Source organism: Dactylosporangium vinaceum (assembly GCF_019904175.1).
Lineage (GTDB): Bacteria > Actinomycetota > Actinomycetes > Mycobacteriales > Micromonosporaceae > Dactylosporangium > Dactylosporangium vinaceum.
Map to the genome: position 1 here is coordinate 9,213,449 of NZ_CP061913.1, position 15,372 is coordinate 9,228,820.

Below are 15,372 nucleotides of genomic sequence, written 5' to 3' on the forward strand. Positions count from 1 at the left end.
CGATTTCGCGAAAGGGGGTGCGGAGCTGAAACTTTCAGTTCGCGGCGGGCGGTGCGGTGCTGGCCCGCACGACGAGCGTGGCCGCCAGTTCGACCCGGTGCTGGGACGGCTTGTCGCCGGCGGCCAGGCTCAGCACGAGGCGGGCGGCGGCGGCGCCCAGCTCGGCGAACGGCTGGCGGACGGTGGTCATCGGCGGACCGGCCCACAGGCAGTGCTCGATGTCGTCGAAGCCCACGACGCTCAGGTCGCCGGGGATGCGCAGGTCGCGAAGCCGGGCCGCCTCGTAGACGCCCAGGGCCTGCAGGTCGTCGCCGCAGACCACGGCGGTCGGGCGGTCGGGGTGGCTCAGCACCTCCAGGGCCAGGTCGCGGCCGTCCTCGAAGGTGAAGACGCCGCTGCGGCGCAGGGTCTCGTCGTACGGGACCTCGGCGGCGTCGAGCGCGGCCCGGAAGCCGTCGAAGCGGGCCCGTGAGGAGAGGTCCTTCACCGGGCCGGTGATCACGGCGATGCGGTGGTGGCCCAGGTCCAGCAGGTGGCGGGTGGCGGCCAGGGCACCGCTCCAGTTGTTGCAGCCCACGGACGGTGTCCGGTGCTGGTCGACCACCGGGTCCAGGGTGACGACCGGGATGCCGCTGGCGTCGAGCAGCTCCAGGTGCTCGGTGGTGAAGCCGGCGAAGGCGGCCACGACACCGACGGGGCGGCGCAGCAGGAGCGGCTCGATCCACGACTGCCCGGCCGCGGCCCGGCGGCGGATGTCGGTGAGGCTCACGGTCAGGTCGCGGGTGGCGGCCACGTCCTCGATGCCTCGGACCACCTCGATCGCGATGGAGCCCAGCATGCCGGACATGAGCACCTCGATGCCCGCGGTCCCGGGCGGGCCGGACGGCCGGCGGTAGCCGTGCTCGCGCAGCAGCGTCTCGACCCGGCGCCGGGTGGACTCGCCGACGCCGGCCCGGCCGTTGAGCACCTTGGAGACCGTCGGCTGAGACACCCCGGCCAGCTGGGCGATCTCGGCCACGGACCGGTCACCGCGCCAGCGGCCGCGCACGGCCGGCAGCTGCCTGTCGATCACACGGCGGAGTTTACGGGAGCCGCCGCAGAAAGCGTTATGCCAGCACGCCGGCGAAGGTCGGGCCGGCCGGCCGCTCCCGTCGCCCGCACCCGCGGCCCACGCCCCCTCGACGACATTCGCGAATCGGCGGCGCCCGGGTCAGCCCAGCGCGGGCCGGACCCGGAAGGTGCTGCCGGTGTGGAACGCAACGGTGCCGTCGGACTGGCGGACCCACAGCTGGTCGCTCTCGCGGTGGATGAAGTAGCCGCGGTAGTTCGATGCTTCGAGCATGACGTCGCCGGTGCCGGTGCCGAGCGGGCAGAAGGTGGCGTCGCCGCGGAACAGCGGGGTGCCCTGGTCGCGGTCGAGGCGCAGCCGCCAGGACGCGTGGCGCAGGTACTGCCCGTCGGCCGCCCGGAACGAGTAGCAGTTCGCGTCGGCCAGGCCGGGCACCGCCGTGAACGTGGCCCGCTGCCGCGCGGGCGCGCTCGCCGGCGTGACCAGGATACCGAGCTGGCCGTCGGTGCCGAGGTATCGGCCGGGTGCGGCGACGAACTCCAGCGACACCGGCCCGGAGCGCAGCGACAGCGGAGGCGGTGGCGGGGCCGACGTCGACGGCCCCGCGGACCCGGGCGCCGAGGGCGTGGGCGCGGCCGCCGTCGGTGGCGGTGGTGGTGGCGGTGCGTCGGACGGCCAGACCGCGACGGTCACCGCGACCCCGGCGGCCAGCGACCCGGCGACGACGAGCTTCGCCACCGGCAGACCCGCCAACCAGCCGGCCTTCGCCGCGACGGCCGGGCCGGTCGCGGCGGTCGTGACGGCCGGCGGCGCAGCGGCACCGACCCCGGCGGTGACCGTGTCGCGCGCCCCGAACGCAGCAATGAGCGCGGCCGGCACCGGCAGCAGCGCAAACCCGGTGAGCAGCCGCTCGGTGTCGACCATCCCGTCGGCCGCGCGGGCGCAGGCCACGCACGACCGGGTGTGCCGGCTGATCCGCTTGCGCCACAGCGGCCCTGGAATCCCGTCCCAGTCCGCCACCACCGACTCCAGCCACGGACACCGCGGCCGCGCCTCCAACGCCGCCACGAGCAGCCGCGCCTGCTCCAGCCGCTCCCGCATCCGCTGAATCCGCACCCCCGCGTGCAGCACCCCCACACCCAGCGCCGACGCCACCTCACCCCGGTCGAGCTCGCCGCCGACCTCCAGCCACCACAGCGACCACAGCACCCGATCGTCCGCGTCCAGCCAGCCCACCGCCCGCCCGACCTGCCGCCGCTGCCCCGACAGCTCCACCCGCAGCACTGTCAGGTCCTCGAAATCATCCGCATCCGGCGCGTCGGCGAGCTCGTCCAACGCCACGCGCCGCCCGCTCGTGACCCGCTCCCGCTGCAGATACGTCCCGGCCTGACGCACCGCGATCGCCGCCAGCCACACCCGGAAACTCGACGGCTCCCGCAGCGCCGGCAACTGCCGCAGCGCCCGCAGCATCGTCTCCTGCACCACGTCGTCCACACCGCCGGGATGCCCGGCGAGGGCCCGCCGCACGATCGTGTACACCAACGGCAGATGCCCCGCCAGCAGATCGTCCCGGGCGCGCTCGTCTCCGGCCTTCGCCGCCGCGACCAGAGAAGCCTGGCCGATGTTCGTCATTGCCACGCGCCATCACCGTGCAAGTCGAGGGAGCCGGGTGTCCATCTCGGCACAGAGCCGCGGACGCTGTCAAGCACCCGGCTCCCCCGACCGCGCTGATCAGCGGCCGTAGCCCGCTGCGGTGATGTTGGCCTGGACGGCGTCCTCGGTGGCGTTCGTCGGATACCCGGAGGTCATGACGCCCTCGTAGAACGTGCCGGCGGAGCCGTGGCTGTTGTCGCCGCCGATGCCCAGAATGATCGCGCCTTCCTTCTTCATCGGGTTGTACCCGCTCACGTTGGGCCGCTTCCCGTCGTAGAACGTCGACAGGTTGCCGGACTGCGCGTTGCCGGCGCGGATGGCCCAGTGGTTCGACTCGCCCTTCACGATCGCGGTCAGGTAGCGGTAGTTGACCGTCGGGTCGTTGGCGTTGTAGCCCGCGTTGACGCCGGAGAAGAGCCCGTTCTCAAGGTCGGCCATGACCCACGGGCCGTTGCCGGTGCCGTAGCCCCAGACCTTGATGTTGCCGAAGTAGATGGCCTCCATGGTCCCGTTGCCGTTGTCACGGCTGTTCGTCTCCGCGTTGCCGTAGTCGAAGCAGCAGCCGCCGTTGTAGTGGGTGCCGTCGAAGATGGCGTACATGCCCTCGGCCGCGTCGCCCTTCGCGACACCGTTCGTGCTGTTGTTGCGGTAGCCGGTCCCGGCCGCCACGTAGACGCCGTAGGCCTTGTGCCCGGCCACGGTGATCGGGGCGGCGGTCGCGTTGGCGAGGTTGTCGTAGCCGCCCGCGGCCGGCCCCTGGAACCCACCGGGCGGGGCCTGGGTCAGCCGGTTGTTGCGGCCGGACTGGTCATAGATGATCGTGATCAGGCACGTCGTGTTGGCACAGAACGTGTCCTGGGCCGCCGCGTTCGCGTAGCCGCCCGCGCTGAGCACGCCGATGTCCCGGGTGGTGTTGTCGGAGGACCGGCGGACCTGGTACAGCGCGCCGTTGTAGGCGCTGTAGAGCGCGCGGGTGGTGCTGTGCGCCGCCACGCACGGGGTGCCGCCCGACGCGTAGATGTCGCACGGTCCCCGGCCCGGCGGCGGGTTCGAGGGGCCGGCCGACGACGGGACGGCCGAGGACGGGACGTCGTTCGTCGTGCTCGGGGCGCCGGTGCAGGTGAAGCCGTTGAGCGCGAAGGTGGCGGGTGTGGGGTTGCTGCCGGTGTAGCTGCCGTTGAAGCCGAAGCTGGTGGTGGCGCCGGTGGCGATTGTCGCGTTGTACGAGGCGTTGGTGACCGTCACCGCTCCCCCGGACTGCGAGGCGGTGCCGTTCCACAGCTGGGTGATGGTCTGACCGGCGGTGAACGTCCAGGTCAGCTGCCAGCCGTTGACCGGGTCGCCGAGGTTCGTGACGTCGACGTTCGCGCCGAAGCCACCGGGCCAGGAGTTGGTGACGGTGTACGTCACCCGGCAGCCGCTCGTCGCGGCCGATGCGAGGTTGGTGGCGGCCACGCCGACGGCGGCCGCGGCGACGGTCAGCGCCACCACCGCCGACAGCCGATGCACAGGCTTCATGCGTCCTCCCGAATGGGCACGTGAGCGCTAACAGCGCCGCGCCGACGGTGGCAGAGTTCCGGTGCCGCTTCAAGCGCCGATCGACATCGACGCTGGCCACTGCCGCCGGTGATGTGTAACTTTCGTCGCCGACCTCCGCGGCCCGGACCGGATAACGGGTTTGCCGATGTGATCGTTCACAGCCGCGGACCGGAAAAGCCGCCGGCGGGTGGGCCCACCGGCGGCTCTTCGATCGACGGGCGATCAGTAGGTGACGGTGAACGGCACCCCGATCTGGATCTTCGATTCGGCGCCGGCCAGTTCGATGCCGGTGACGCCCGGGACGGCCGCGCCGCCCGGCACGCTGAACGACGCCGCCGACACGATGCCGCGGGCGTCGGCCTTGACGGTCACCGCGGACAGGCCGCCGAAGGTGATCGTGACGGCCTCGTTCGGCTTGAAGCCGGAGGCGTCCAGGACCAGCGCGGTGCCCCGCCCGCCCTCCGTGGCCGACAGGGTGACCTGCGGCTTCGGGCCGCTGACGGTGACCGGCGCGGTCAGCTCGACGGTGGCCGTCGCCGGAACCTGCGAGGATGCGCCCTCGGCGGTCACCGCGACGAGCCCGGACGGCGGTGCGGCGAGCGAGGTGTGCACCGCGCCGGCCGCCGTCGCCTGCACGCGCACGTCCTCGGCGCCGAGCCGGACCGTCACCTGCTCGCCGGCGTTGAAGCCGGTGCCGTCGACGGTGACCGACGCGCCGCCCGAGCGGGCGGCCGAGATCGTCGGCTGCCGGCCGCCGGCACTCACCGTCACGGTGAACGCCTGCGTGCCGCTCGACCGGCCGTCCCACACGGTGACGTGCGCGACGAAGGCGCCCTTGCCCGCATACGTGTGCTGCGCGGTTATCGCACCGCCCGCGCCGACGGTGGCGTCCTGCGGGGCCGTGCCGTCACCCCACTGGACGCGGGCGTGGTAACCGGTCGCGTCAGGGACGCCGCCGGTGACAGTGCCGAGCGCCGCCGAGAGCGGCTGACCCACGGTGGCCGTCTGGTTCTTGGCGGCGGTGAGCGCCAGCGCCGGCGGCGGGGTGCCGTCGTCGGCGATGGCGAACACGTGGATCCGGCCCGCGGAGCCGGGGTCGCCGGACTGCGTGGGCAGGGTCACCGAGACGAGCGTCCTGCCCGCCGGGATCTGGTACGGCGCGGTGGCGAACAGGAACGGCTGCGCACTGTCGCGGCCCGTGCCGAGCAGGCGGTAGCCGGTCCGGGCGACCACGATGTTGCCGTAGGACGGCGCCCCGTTCGGGTTTCCGCCGAGCGTCCAGTCGCTGAACTGGATCGGGATGCTCGCCGTGGTGCCGTCGCTGAACGTCGCCGTGCCGGTCGTGCTCTGGCCGCCCTGCGTGCCGGCGCCGATGAACGAGATGCTCGTCGCGTCGGAGGGCAGCCCCAGGGCTATCGTCCGGCCGTTGCCGGTGGCGTTGTCCGGCTGACCGGCGGGCGTGGCCGGCAGCGTGAAGTGCAGCGCGGTGCCGGGGACGTCGTGCGAGTCGCCCTGGGTGACGCCGCCGCCCGTGAGCGCGGCCCGGGAGTACGCCCAGTGCTTGGCGTCGCAGTCGGCCGCGAGGACGCCCTCGTCGCCGATGCAGACGCTGTCGAACGCGGCCCGCAGACCCGAGGCCGGCGAGTAGCCGACGTCGACGCCGACCGTCGCGGTGTCCTGGCTGTCGCCGTCGGCCACCGTGACCGACGCCTGGTAGTAGCCCGGCTGGGCGTAGGTGTGCGAACCGCCGATGTTGTACACCGCCCGCGAGCTCAGGGTGACGGTGCCGGTCGACACCGGCGTCCCGTCGCCCCAGTCGACGCTCGCCTGGTATGCCGTCGCGGTGCCGCCCGTGACAGTCGCCAGGGGCACCGAGACCGCGACGCCGGACGTGGCCGGCACGTCGGCCGCCGGGGTCACGGTGACGTCACCGCCGCCGAGTGCGACGTCGCCGCCGCGCAGCAGCTCGATCTCGGCCAGGTTCGTCTGCGCCGCCCCGGCCGTCCTCGTGACGACCAGCCGGAACTGGGTGAACTTCCCGGGGTGGCTGACCTGGAACGGCCGGGTCTGGTTGCGCCAGGTGAACACCTCGTCCTTGCGGGAGTCCACGGTGGTCCAGCTGACGCCGTCCCGGGAGCCCTGGAGCTTCCAGTCGGCCGGGTCGCCGGGGTTGGCGCCCGAGGTGATGGTGTACCAGGTCGGCTTCTGCTTGCCGCCGCGGTACGCCCAGGTGATCTGCGGCGTCGCGGAGGCGAACGTCATCTGCGTGGCCGACGTGTCGTCGAACAGCTTCGCCGCGTCCTGCCCTCCCGCCGGGCCGCCGGTCGCGGTCGCGGTGCCCAGGCCGGGGCCGGTGGTGTCCTGCAGCGGCTGGGGTACGTCGTCGCCCTTGGTGAGCGACGGCGGGGCGTCGTGCTCGCCGGTGCCCCAGGTCGACGGCCGCGCGCCCATGTCGAAGTCGATGGTGCCGCCGCGGGCCAGGACGGCCGAGTCGATGGAAACGTCCTTGAGCTTCTTACCGTTGACCTTGACGCCCTGCACGTAGACGTTCTTGAGGCTGTTGTTCGGGGCGTTGACGACAATGTCGCCGCTCTTGCGGTGCACGGTCATCCGGGTGAACTGCGGCGAGCCGATCGCCCAGTTGGACGAGCCGGCCTGCAGCGGGTACAGGCCGAGCGAGCTCAGCACGTACCACGACGACATCTCGCCGTTGTCCTCGTCGCCGAGGTAACCCTGGCCGATCTCGCTGCCGACGTAGAGCCGCTGCAGCAGCTCCCGCACGATCGCCTGCGTCTTGGCCGGGGCGCCGGCGTAGTCGTACATGTAGGGGATGTGGTGCGACGGCTGGTTGCTCATGCCGAGATGGCCCATGCGGACCGCCCGCGCCTCGAGCATCTCGTGGATGGTGCCGCCGTAGCCGCCCGGGTGGTCGGCCTTCTCCGGCGTGGCGAAGAACTCGTCGAGCTTGCGCTCCAGTCCGTCCGGCCCGCCGTACAGGTTGGCCAGTCCCCGCCCGTCCTGCTGGGCGGTGAAGGCGAAGTTCCAGCCGTCGGTCTCGGTGTAGACGCCGCCCCAGTCCAGCGGGTTGCCGTTGAGGAAGTTGCCCGCGGCGTCGCGGCCCTGGAAGAACTTGCTGGCCGGGTCGAAGAGGTTGACGTAGTTGCGGGCCCGCTGCAGGAAGTACTCCGACTCCTCCTTGAGCCGGTCCCGGTCGGCCTTCGGCGTCTTCGGGTCCTTGGCCAGCGCCGCGGCCATGTTGCCGATGCCGTAGTCGTTGATGTACCCCTCCAGCGCCCACGACACCGACTCGCTGGTGGAGGTGGGCGTGTAGCCCAGGAACTGTGACGTCTGGATGCCCTTGCGCCCGACGCCGCTGGAGGTGGACACCACCGTCGCGTCCCGGACCGCCGCGTTGTACGCGCTCATCGCGTCCGGCAGGGCGACACCGTTGAGGTACGCCTCGGCCAGGGCGACGTCCGCGCTGGTGCCGGTCATCAGGTCGGCGTAGCCCGGCGAGGACCAGCGGGCGATCCAGCCGCCGTCGCGGTACTGCTGCACGAACCCGTCGGCGATCTTCGCGGCCACGTCCGGGTAGAGCAGCGTGTAGGCGGGCCAGACGGTGCGGTACGTGTCCCAGAACCCGTTGTTGACGTAGATGAGCCCGTCGACGAGCTTGGCCCCGGTGTTCGTCGCGGTCGACGTGCCGGTCGGCGCCGAGACCGGGCTGGCGTACTGCCAGTGCGGCGCGGCGGCGGTGCCGGTGTTCTCCGACTGCGAGTTCGGGTACAGGTTCAGCCGGTACAGGTTGGAGTACAGCGTGACCAGCTGCGTCTCGCTCGCCCCGCGGACCTCGATCCGGCCGAGGCGGTCGTTCCACGCCGCGGTCGCGGCCGCGTGGACCTGCTCGAAGCTGCGGCCGGTGACCTCCAGGGCGAGGTTCTTGCGGGCCTGGTCCAGCGAGATGAACGAGGTCGCGATCCGCAGCGTCACGGTGGCGTCGGCCGAGGTGTCGAACGTGGCCGAGGTCGGCGTCGCGGCGGTCGGGGCGCGGTCGAAGGTACCGGCGACGAACATGCGGCTCCGGCCGGCGGACAGGCCGCTGCCGTTGTCGACCCAGCCGGTGACGGTGCCGTCGGTGCCGATGGTGAAGGAGCCGTTGTAGAACACCAGGCTGCCGCCGGCCTGCCCGGCCGGGAAGGTGAACTGCATGATGCCGCCGTGGTCGGTCGGCGACAGCTGCATCGTCAGGCCGTTGCCGGTCCTGACCCGGTAGAGGTCGGGCCGCGCGGTCTCGTCGGCGTGGCTGAACGACAGGGCCCGGCTCGCCGGGTCGCCGGTGAGGTTGCCGCCGGCCGTCACGGGCATGACCGACATCTGGTTGCGGTCGCCCATCCACGGGCTCGGCTCGTGCGAGATCGCCAGGCCCTGCAGGGTGGGCAGGTTCGCGCCGTTGTTGGCCCGCTGATACTCGTACTCCCACGAGTCCGACGTGGCGTTGGTGACCGGCGTGAAGAAGTTGAAGCCGTTCGGGACGGCGGCGATCGGCAGGTTGTTGCCGCGCGAGAACGAGCCGGAGGCGTTGGTGCCGCGCCGGGTGTCGACGTAGTCGGTCCGGCTCGCGCCGTCGATGGCGGCCGGCGTGCCGGTCACGGTGACGTCGTCGAGCCAGCCCTGGAACCGGGTCGCCGCGACGGCCTGCGGGTCGTCGTAGGCCAGCAGGATGCGGTCGATGGTCTTGCCGCTCGCGACCGCGCCGATGTCGGACTGCACGGCGTTCCACTGGTCGGCGTAGAGCACCTTGGAGGCGCCCTGGCCAGCCGCGGTGAGCGGGTATCCGTGCTGATCGACAGGCGAGCGCCCGCTGAGGTAGGTGCCGTCGGTGAAGTGCAGGTCGACGGCGGCGTAGGTGGACGGGTACTGCGCGTCCTGCCCGGTGTACTCCGGGAAGATCCGGTAGGACAGCCGCGACTTCGGCCCGACCGGGATGTTCACGTCGAAGAGCCGGTTGGTCGCGAACGAGCGGCCGTCGTGCTCCGCCCCGCCGGAGTAGCGCAGGGCGGCCAGGCCGGAAAAGCCCGCATTGGGCTTCATGTTGTACCCGCTGACGGGCCCGGCCCCGGAGACGCTGACCATCGGCGTGGCCGGCGGGCGGGTGTCGGTGCCGTCGCTGATGTCCCAGTCGGCCAGCTGGACGAGCGAGTCACCCGAGTTGGCGGTGACGTTCAGCCGATACCAGCTGTAGGCCGTGGTGTTCGCGAAGCTGTAGGTGTTTGTCGCGAACCGGCCGCTGAACGTCTGGCCCGTGCGCCGGTCCAGGTCGGTCCACTGGCTGCCGTCGTTGGACCCCTGGACCGTGAAGTCCTTCGGGTCGCGGCTCGATGCGTCGTTGGCCGAGGTCAGCGAATACTTCACAGCCGTCGCCGGGGCCTTGAGCCGGTAGGCGGCCCAGCCGGTCGGGCTGAAGGCCAGCCACTTCGTCGACGGGTTGCCGTCGGCCAGCCGGGCCGCGACCTCGTTCGGCGGGTTCTCGGCGCTGGCGCTGACCGCGGCGACCTGGGCGAGCAGGCTGCCGGGCAGGCCGTTGGGGCTCGATCCGGAGAGGTTGCCCTGGATCGGCCGGCCGCTCGCGTCGGTCTCGGCAGTGGTGGCGGCCGGCTGCGGATCGGTGGACTCGAAGGAGGAGACGAAGTCGCCGGGCGGGGCGGCCGCGCTCGCCGGTTCGGCGGCGACGAGCAGGCCGATGGGCAGCAGTAGCGCGGCCGCCAGCGAGGGCACCGCTAGCTTTCTCATGCGGGAACTCTCCTGAGGGGTCAGGGTTTTGGCGAGGGTCAGCCTGTCTCCCGTGTGACAACGTTGTCAATATCCACGCGTGTAGCTACCGATTTTCTGGCAACGTTGTCACAGGTGGGCGCCGGGCCGTTATCGTCTGTCGCGTGACGAGCGAGCCGGGCCGCACCAGGCGACCCACGATGGCGGACGTGGCCGCCCGGGCCGGGGTGAGCCTGAAGACCGTGTCGCGGGTCGTGAACGACGCGCCCTACGTCCAGCCCGAGCTGGCCGAGCGGGTCCTCGCCGCCGTAGCCGAGCTGGGCTTCCGGCGCAACCACCTGGCCAGCTCTCTGCGCTCGGGGCAGGCCACGGCCACCATCGGCCTGCTGATCGAGGAGATCGCCAACCCGTTCTACGCCACCATCGCGGGCACGGCGGCCGAGATCGCCCGGCAGCGCGACACCATGCTCATCATCGCCAGCTCCGAGGAGGACCCGGTCCGCGAGCAGCAGCTGCTGCGCGACCTGTGCGCCCGCCGGGTCGACGGCCTGCTCATCGTGCCGGCCGGTAGCCCCGGAGGGTCGGACCACTCGTTCCTGCGGGCCGAGGTCGAGCTCGGCACGCCGGCGGTCTTCCTCGACCGGCCGGCCGGCAACCTGCGGGCCGACACGGTGCTGCTGGACAACCGCGGCGGCGCCCGCGAGGGGGTCCGTGGCCTGGTCGCGGCCGGCCACCGGCGCATCGCCGTCCTGCTCGACTCCATAGGCGTCCACACCATGCGCGAGCGGCTCGACGGCGCCCAGGACGCCCTGGTCGAGGCGGGCGCGCCCTATGACGAGCGGCTGGTCCGCGACGGGGTCCGCGACCCGGCGGCGGCCGGCCGGGTGGTGGCCGAGCTGCTCGAGCGGCCGGACCCGCCGACGGCCTTCTTCAGCCTCAACAACCGGATCACGCTCGGTGTCGTCGAGGAGCTCTACCGCCGCAGAAGCGACGCCGCCCTGCTCGCGTTCGACGACTTCGAGCTGGCCCGGCTGGTGCCGTACCCCCTGACCGTCATCGCCTACGACACCCGGGCCATGGCCCGCACCGCCACCGAGCTGCTCTTCCGCCGCATCGACGGCGACCGCTCCTGGCCGCGCACCGTCACCCTGCCCACCGAGCTGGTCGAGCGCGGCCTGCGGTGATGCGTATAGGCGCCCCGTGTCGCCGATACGCATCACCGGCGGCCTCCGCTATCTGCCGTACAGCGCGGCCGGCGCCTCGATCACCTTCGAGCCGCTCGGCTTGGTGAGGGTCAGCGCCGCCCCGAAGTCCGAGAACGTGACGTCGTATTCGCCGTCCTTGCCCTCGTCGATGGCGGGCAGTGTGGCCTTGAACCCGGTCAGGTAGCCCTGCGCATCGACGGTCGCGGTGAACCTCACCGCGACCGCCTTCGCGGCCGCGGCCGCCACGACGAAGTCGAGGAACTTCTTCGAGCCGGCCGTGGTGCTCCTGGCCTTCGTCAGGTCGAGCGTGCCCGCGAACGAGCCGGGCCCGGTCGCCGTGGCGTCCGTGACCCCGCTCAGCATCGTCAGCGGGGCCAGGAGGTCGGTGAACATGACGATCGGGCTCTTCGCGTCGATCTTCGTGATCTTCAGGTGCATCGTCTTGCCGTTGAAGTCGCTCAGCCCGGCGAGGTAGAGGTCGTCGGCGGTCACGGTGACGGTCATGCGATCGGCGCCGGCCGTCTGCGCGATCGACCCGATCCCGTGCGGGGCGTCGTAGCTGCCGGCCACGTTCTCCTCGGCCGTGTCGCCGGCGAGCGTCAGCTTCAGGCTGACCCCGGTGGTCTTGGTGACGGCGGCGGCCAGCACCTCGGTGGGCTTCGGGCCCGTGGGCGCCGCCGGCGAGACGTCGGCCGCCCCGGGTCCGCCGGCCGGGCCGGCCGCACCGCAGCCGGCCGCCGAGGCGACAAGGGTGATGCCGAGTGCCGCGGCGACGATGAATCTGGACAGCATGGGTCCCTCTCATGGTGAGCGTGGTGGGGAGTCGCGGCCGGCCCACCTGACGGGGAAGGGCCGCCCGACCAGCATGGGAGCCCCCACTGCCGATCGGCTGCCGTCTCACTGCCGGGCGCTGCCTTCGCGCTGCCGCCGGGCCGTAGACTCTGCGCGGCGCGCCGCCGGTGGGGCCGGTCGGGCAGGTCAGGAGGTCGAGGTGCTCGCAACGCCGGACGGGCCGGAGCTGCCGCGCTTCGAGCTGCTCGGCCCAGTCCGCGCCTGGCAGGGCGAGACCGAGCTCGACCTCGGGCCGGCCAAGCAGCGCGCGGTGCTGACCACGCTGCTGATCCACGCCAACCGGCCGGTCCCGACGGAGCGGATCGTGGACGCGGTCTGGCAGGCCGACCCGCCGGAGAACGGCGCGAACGTGGTGCAGAAGTACGTCGCCGGGCTGCGGCGGGTGCTGGAGCCCGGCCGGTCGCCGCGCACCCCGGGCAGCCTGCTCACACTCACCGACGCCGGCTACCAGCTCTCGGTTGGCCCGGACCGGCTGGACGCCGAGCTGTTCCAGCAGTACGTGCAGCGGGCGCGGGCGGCCCAGACGGCGGGCCGGCCGGGCGACGCCAGCCGGCTGCTGGAGCAGGCGCTGGGACTCTGGCGCGGCCCCGCGCTCGCCGGACTGACCGGCGCGCTGTTCGACGCGGCCCGCGACCGCCTGACCGAGAGCCGGGCCGCCGCGCTGGAGCACTGGGCCGCGCTGGAGCTGCTCCTCGGCCACCAGATCCAGCTCGCACCGCGCCTGGCCGAGCTGGTCGCCGAGTTTCCGCTGCGCGAGGAGCTGCGCTACATCCAGATGCTGGCGCTGTACCGGTGCGGCCGGCAGCCGGAGGCCCTGGCCGTGTTCCGCGACGCCCGCCGGCTGCTCGCCGAGGAGTTCGGCGTCGAGCCCAGCGAGCGGCTGCAGGAGCTGCACCGCGGGATCCTGCGGGCCGACCCCGCGCTGGTCCCGCCGCGCCCGCCGTGGCCGCCGGCCCCGGTGGCCTACCCCCAGGCCCCGGTCGCGTACCCGCAGGCGCCGGTCGCCTACCCGCAGGCCCCGTATCCGCCGCCACCTGTGCCGCTCGTCGTGCCGCTCGCCGTGGCGACGCCGACGACCGGACCGCCCGGGCTCATCCCGCTGTGGCTCAAGCGCACGGCCGCGATCGCCGTGCCGCTGCTGACGTTCGGGCTGACCAGCTGGGCGGTCGTCGGCTTCGTCGCCGTGCGCCACCGCAGCCGGGGCCTGGGCTTCGTCGCGGCCGGGCTCCTGGGGCTGCTGATCTTCTTCTGCGTGGGCATGGAGCTGGACGGCCCGGGCGAGGAGGCGGGCACGTGGGCGGGCTTCGCGGTGCTCGCGCTCCTGCTGGCCATGCTGGGCGGTGCCACGGCGGGCGCGCTCATCCGCCCCCGGCCGACCGGCCCCACCTGGGAGGCGTCGGCCGTGTTCGCCATGGGCCAGCGCATCCGGCGCGACCAGGCCCGGCAGCTCGTCAAGCATCACCCGGCCATCGCGCGGGAGCTGCAGATCGGGCGGCCCGACCTGCCCCGGACGTTCGATGACGGCGGCCTCGTCGACGTCAACACGGCTCCGGAGATCGTCATCGCGTCGCTGCCCGGGATCGGGCCCGACGTCGCCCGCCGCATCCTCGCCGACCGTTACGACCGCGGCGGGGTCACCTCGGTCGACGAGCTGGTCGCCCGCAACCTTCTGCCCCGGCCGGTGGCCCGGGCGCTGGAGGAGACGCTCGTCGCGGTGCCGCCGCCGCTCACCAGTCGGCCGGATTCGACCGGTTGAGGATGTGCACGCCCGCGGCGAAGCGGAGCAGGTCGGCGTCGGAGATGGTGCGGCCGGCCGCGACGCTGACGCGGAGGGTGGCGCTCCAGTCGGTGACGTCCACGTCGAGCGTCACCCCGTGCGCGTCCCGGGTCAGCTGCGCCTTGTAGCTGCCGACGGTCTGGTTGGCGGCGGTGAGGGCCCGGCGCTTGTACAGCACCACGCGGAACCCGGCGCCGAAGCCGATGGTGGACTCGCTCACCGTGTCGGTGGCGAGGCCGGACGGGCTGAGGTCCAGGGTGAACGGCGGGGCCACCGGGATCGACGCCGGGGTCAGCGCGTTGGCCAGGGCCACCACCTGCTGCGGTGTGTACGTGTCGTCGGTGGCGAGCGCTATCCAGCGGGTCGTGGACTCCGGCCAGTACAGGATGAGCTGCTTTGCCGGTTTGACGTCGACGGTGCGCAGCGTCCCGCCGTGTCCGCGGACCGTCTGCGGCGCCTCGGTGGCCGCCCCGGTGAACGCCGGCTTGCGGCTCGACACGGTCACCGTCGTGTCGGAGTGGTGACGGATGTCGATCGCCTCGAAGAAGGCGACGAGGTTGCCGCTGTCCATCGACGCCACGGGGGCCTTCATGCCGTCGGTCGCCGGCAGCGTGTAGGGGAACGTCGGCGCGGTGTAGCCGGGCACCAGGCTCAGCGCCGGCGGTGACGAGGCCGGGGCGCTCGTGGACGCCGGGGCGGACGCCGCCGGCGAGGGTGACGCGACGGAGGCCGACTGCGTCGGCACGGCCTCCAGCGGCGGCGGCGCGGAGGCGTCCGGGCGGGTGCCGAGCACGACGGCCGCGGGCACACCGATGGCCAGGACGGCGGCCCCCGCGGCCAGGGTGGTCGCGATCCGGCGGCGGCGGTAGCGGCGGGCCCGGCCGTGCACCCCGCTCAGCAGGCCGCTGTCGGACGGTGCCCGCTCGGCCGCGCCGTGCAGCGTCTGCGCCAGTAACCGGTCCAGCTCATCCATCGCCGCGCACCTCCCCCAGCATCGTCCGCATCCGCGCGAGCGCCCGCGCCGCCTGTGACCGTACGGTCGTCTCCCGGCAGTCCAGCAGAGCCGCGATGTCCGCGTCCGGCAGATCGCAGTAGAACCGCAGGACGAGTACGGCCCGCTGGGCCCGGGGCAGCCCGGCCAGCAGCTGCCACATCTGGTCGCGGGCGAGCACTCGCTGCTGCGGTTCCTCGAAACCCGGCGGCTCCGGTACCTCCGCCACGACCGCCTCCCCCGCCGAGCGCCGCCGGCGCCAGGAGAGGAACTGGCGCACGACAGCGGTCCGCACGTACGCCTCGGGGCTGTCCATCACCGTGACCCGCGCCCAGCGCGGGTGCATGCGGGCGAGCACCTCCTGCACGATGTCCTCGGCGAGGTGCGCGTCGCCGCAGAGCACGTAGGCGAAGCGCAGCAGCGCACCGCCCCGGCTGCGCACGAAGTCGTCGAAGCCCTCCGGCCGGCGCGTCGCCGCACCGGCCGGAGCGAGATCAGAGCCCATCGTCGCCTTGTA

9 protein-coding genes are annotated in these 15,372 nt (G+C 72.9%); 2 read left to right on the forward strand and 7 right to left on the reverse strand.

Annotated elements, in window-relative coordinates:
* Nucleotides 1-34 precede the first annotated feature (34 nt).
* From Dvina_RS41135 to Dvina_RS41150, 4 genes are all read right to left on the reverse strand, one after another.
* Nucleotides 35-1,072: a LacI family DNA-binding transcriptional regulator gene (locus Dvina_RS41135; protein WP_223095597.1), complete on the reverse strand. Its 1,038-nt coding sequence runs from the start codon at nt 1,070-1,072 to the stop codon at nt 35-37.
* Nucleotides 1,073-1,210: 138 nt separating this feature from the next.
* A complete protein-coding gene (locus Dvina_RS41140; protein WP_223105994.1) occupies nt 1,211-2,701 on the reverse strand; it encodes a sigma-70 family RNA polymerase sigma factor in 1,491 nt (496 codons plus the stop codon).
* Nucleotides 2,702-2,800: 99 nt separating this feature from the next.
* On the reverse strand, nt 2,801-4,240 hold the full coding sequence (locus Dvina_RS41145; protein ID WP_223095599.1) for an arabinofuranosidase catalytic domain-containing protein: 1,440 nt from the start codon (nt 4,238-4,240) through the stop codon (nt 2,801-2,803).
* 243 nt (nt 4,241-4,483) lie between these two features.
* Nucleotides 4,484-10,051: a GH92 family glycosyl hydrolase gene (locus tag Dvina_RS41150; protein WP_223095601.1), complete on the reverse strand. Its 5,568-nt coding sequence runs from the start codon at nt 10,049-10,051 to the stop codon at nt 4,484-4,486.
* A 179-nt stretch (nt 10,052-10,230) separates the two neighbouring features.
* Between Dvina_RS41150 and Dvina_RS41155 the strand changes: the two genes are divergently transcribed.
* Nucleotides 10,231-11,214, forward strand: a complete 984-nt coding sequence (locus Dvina_RS41155; protein ID WP_223105995.1) for a LacI family DNA-binding transcriptional regulator — start codon at nt 10,231-10,233, stop codon at nt 11,212-11,214.
* 48 nt (nt 11,215-11,262) lie between these two features.
* Here the strand turns inward: Dvina_RS41155 and Dvina_RS41160 are convergent, their stop codons facing one another.
* Nucleotides 11,263-12,027, reverse strand: coding sequence for a hypothetical protein (locus tag Dvina_RS41160; protein WP_223095603.1), 765 nt, complete (start codon nt 12,025-12,027; stop codon nt 11,263-11,265).
* Nucleotides 12,028-12,226: 199 nt separating this feature from the next.
* Here Dvina_RS41160 and Dvina_RS41165 point away from each other — a divergent pair, with 199 nt between their 5' ends.
* Nucleotides 12,227-13,843: an AfsR/SARP family transcriptional regulator gene (locus tag Dvina_RS41165; RefSeq protein WP_223095605.1), complete on the forward strand. Its 1,617-nt coding sequence runs from the start codon at nt 12,227-12,229 to the stop codon at nt 13,841-13,843.
* On the opposite strand, the gene Dvina_RS41170 is transcribed toward Dvina_RS41165, so the two are convergent.
* Together Dvina_RS41170 and Dvina_RS41175 are read right to left on the reverse strand one after the other, a co-directional pair.
* Nucleotides 13,815-14,837 (reverse strand): hypothetical protein, encoded by a 1,023-nt coding sequence (locus Dvina_RS41170; protein ID WP_223095607.1) that lies wholly within the window; start codon nt 14,835-14,837, stop codon nt 13,815-13,817. The two genes, Dvina_RS41165 and Dvina_RS41170, sit on opposite strands and share 29 nt — an antisense overlap.
* A complete protein-coding gene (locus Dvina_RS41175; protein ID WP_223095609.1) occupies nt 14,830-15,360 on the reverse strand; it encodes a SigE family RNA polymerase sigma factor in 531 nt (176 codons plus the stop codon). Before Dvina_RS41175 ends, Dvina_RS41170 begins: the two co-directional genes overlap by 8 nt.
* Between the last annotated feature and the right edge of the window lie 12 nt (nt 15,361-15,372).

What these genes read in the sequence shown, in the direction of transcription:
- Dvina_RS41140 (WP_223105994.1), bottom strand. Translation starts at nt 2,701, where the DNA reads ATGACGAACATCGGCCAGGCTTCTCTGGTCGCGGCGGCGAAGGCCGGA.
- Dvina_RS41145 (WP_223095599.1), bottom strand. Translation starts at nt 4,240, where the DNA reads ATGAAGCCTGTGCATCGGCTGTCGGCGGTGGTGGCGCTGACCGTCGCC.
- Dvina_RS41150 (WP_223095601.1), bottom strand. Translation starts at nt 10,051, where the DNA reads ATGAGAAAGCTAGCGGTGCCCTCGCTGGCGGCCGCGCTACTGCTGCCC.
- Dvina_RS41155 (WP_223105995.1), top strand. Translation starts at nt 10,231, where the DNA reads ATGGCGGACGTGGCCGCCCGGGCCGGGGTGAGCCTGAAGACCGTGTCG.
- Dvina_RS41160 (WP_223095603.1), bottom strand. Translation starts at nt 12,027, where the DNA reads ATGCTGTCCAGATTCATCGTCGCCGCGGCACTCGGCATCACCCTTGTC.
- Dvina_RS41170 (WP_223095607.1), bottom strand. Translation starts at nt 14,837, where the DNA reads ATGGATGAGCTGGACCGGTTACTGGCGCAGACGCTGCACGGCGCGGCC.
- Dvina_RS41175 (WP_223095609.1), bottom strand. Translation starts at nt 15,360, where the DNA reads ATGGGCTCTGATCTCGCTCCGGCCGGTGCGGCGACGCGCCGGCCGGAG.